General features: G+C 55.8%; 3 protein-coding genes. 2 read left to right on the forward strand and 1 reads right to left on the reverse strand.

What is annotated here, in order from left to right; genetic code table 11:
• Nucleotides 1–194: 194 nt before the first annotated feature.
• Entirely contained in the window at nt 195–656 is a 462-nt protein-coding gene (locus tag WBG04_RS01460) for a hypothetical protein (protein WP_424312566.1), read from the forward strand.
• A gap of 96 nt (nt 657–752) precedes the next feature.
• Nucleotides 753–902, forward strand: a complete 150-nt coding sequence (locus WBG04_RS01465) for a hypothetical protein (RefSeq protein ID WP_424312567.1) — start codon at nt 753–755, stop codon at nt 900–902.
• Here WBG04_RS01465 and WBG04_RS01470 read toward each other — a convergent pair.
• On the reverse strand, nt 881–2380 hold the full coding sequence (locus WBG04_RS01470) for a hypothetical protein (RefSeq protein WP_424312568.1): 1500 nt from the start codon (nt 2378–2380) through the stop codon (nt 881–883). The two genes, WBG04_RS01465 and WBG04_RS01470, sit on opposite strands and share 22 nt — an antisense overlap.
• Nucleotides 2381–2525: the final 145 nt, after the last annotated feature.

A 2525-nucleotide genomic window follows, 5' to 3' on the forward strand; every position in this document is an offset into this window, starting at 1 on the left:
GAGTGCTGAAGTCGAGAGTCTCCGTAATGGAGCAAACCACTGACTGGAGAGCCGGATGCGGGAGATCCGCCTGTCCGGTTCGGAGGGGGGAGCGGCGCAAACCAATGCGCCGTTCCTACCTCTATCCATGAAATTTCGGTGAAGGAATGGTGGGATGTTTTACTTTTGGAACCGATCCAGATACAAGCTGGAGGATGAAAGAAAAACCTCAAGAGCAGGAAAAGACGGCGGAGGATGGTGCGAGGGAACGGAAGGGCTTGAATTGGGGGATGATTGGGGTGGGGGTGTTTGTGGGGGCTCTCCTGCTGTTCGTTTTTTCGCCGTGTTTTCTCCTGAGTTCTGGTCGACAGGGTGAAGCTCGTGACCGAACTCAGGCCATCAACAATGCGAAACAGGCAGGGCTCGCTTTGTTAGAGTTTGATCAGGAATTTGGTTCGTTTCCAAATGAGGAGACTGCGGCCTTGGTGAAGAAGGCCACGGAAACGGACTTGGATCTCTCAGGGACGAGTTCGAATGCGATGTTCCGGCAGTTGATCGCCTTTGGGATTCAGTCGGAGGACATATTTTACTGCAAGCATCCGGAGGGGATTCGAAAGCCGGATAGGGATATGTCGCCAGGGAAAGCGCTGGAAGCGGGCGAGGTTGGGTTTAGTTAGAGCCCGTCCCACAATCGGATGATTTGAGCACAAGGATCTACGGGTCTTCCTGAATCTGGTGGATGAGCTTCGAAATGAGGGCGGATCACATCTTTCTTGAGCGATTTTCTCGGTCTGGGATGCGAGTTCCTTACTTTTTCCCAACTTCAAGACACGGCGACGCTGCCGAGTTATCTCGGGACGATGCTGCGGCGCACGGTGCTTTCTTATCAAGCCCGGACGGATCAGGCGGCCTCGGGTACCTGACGCTCGATTTCTTCCGCAGGATTTTCCCGCTCAAGTCGAGCGAGGACCCAGAGGTTGTGACTCAGGACGGCCCAGCCCACCATCAGTTCACGGTGCTCGAATCCTTTTGCTCGTGCGGGTTTGCCCATGAAGTCACGAATCAGGATGCTCACTCGCGCTTCGGTTCCGGCACGGCGTTTGAGGCCTTCGCGCATGCCGGGCTCGTTTTCCAACCGATCTGCAAGTTCGACGACGTTTCGCGGACATAATCCGCTGCGGATTTCTTGGCTCTTCAGGAATTCATCGTTCGCCGCGCTATGCAGCGCCCGGTCGCCCCAGACGTTTCCCACGGGGAGGCACTGATCTCTAACAAGTCGCATGATGGCGGGTTGTATCTGTTTGGCGTCGCTGGTTTTCTCTTTCTCCAGGAGGTAGTCGGCGATGAATCCTTCGCGGGTCTCTCCGAGCCAGAGGTTGTTGCCGAACTCGACTTCGGCGTTGCTCTTGCCGCGCACGATGACTTGCACGTCGGGATCGTAGAAACTGAGGATCTTCTTGGTGTTAGGCAGTTTTCGTCCTCCGATGATTCGTTCGTGAGCTTGTTTGATGGCGGCGGGAAGCTGGATGAGAATACTCTCGATGCGCTTGCCTAGTTGGTCGATTTGCCCGGGTGTTAGATCCGTTTCGTGGCTGCGGGTGGTGAGAATGTCGAGGTGGTTGCGGGCGTGTCTTCCGATACGTTTCGTAAGGGCTTTCATTTCGCGAAGGACGGCCTTGCGATGCTTGCGACCGTCTTTGGTGCGATTCTTGGCGGTCATCTTCATGCACAGGGTGTTGATGTCGCTGAGGAATTCGAGCGGTTCCTGGGGCATGCGGTGACGGAGTCCGACGCGGCGGATGAGCACGGTGGCTTTCATCAGGGTGCGCGTGGCGTCACGCAGCAGCACCCAGTCGATGGGGAAGTGAATGGGTGCTTTCAGACAGGTGCTGTCGAAGTAGATGTCGTCAAAGTTGACCGGGGTTTTCAGATCAAAAGGGATGAGAACCGTGTCGGTGCCGGCGAGCAGGGCGATGAGCCTGTTGTTGATGCTCCGCAGTCCGGCTTCGCCAATCCAGCGGGCGAAACGGTCGCTGGTGCTTTTGGCGAAGGCCTTGACCCTATCGACGCGACCGATCTGAAGGAACCATTGGAGAAGCGGGCTGTCGGCGAGACGGATGCAGAAATCACGATGATCCATGCCTTTGAAGTGGCGGGCGATGTTGCTGCGCAGGGCGAGGATGGAAGTGCGACAGAAACCTGCGATACGTCTGGCGCTTTGCTTTGCCGGATCCAATCCGTGGTGCTCCATGGCGAGCTTGATGAATTCGCCTTCAAGCCCGGAGGTGGTGAGAATTTCATCGATGCGAATGAAGAGTGCACGCTCTTCGCGGTACTCCTTCGGACCGAAAGTCTGAGGAAGCTCTGGACGAAGGGAAGGTTGATAAGTGAAGCTGAGCACGTTCGAAGGTCTTGGATTAGTTGTGGTAAACCAATTTATAGACCCCGAATTTCGGGCATGGGAGGCATATTCGCCTCTCATGCCTTTTTCCTAACAACCTTCAAGCCATACAGCGCCTAGGATCGGCGCTGTGGGACAGGCTCTA

Source organism: Haloferula sp. (assembly GCF_049672945.1).
In the GTDB taxonomy this organism is placed as follows: domain Bacteria; phylum Verrucomicrobiota; class Verrucomicrobiia; order Verrucomicrobiales; family Akkermansiaceae; genus Haloferula.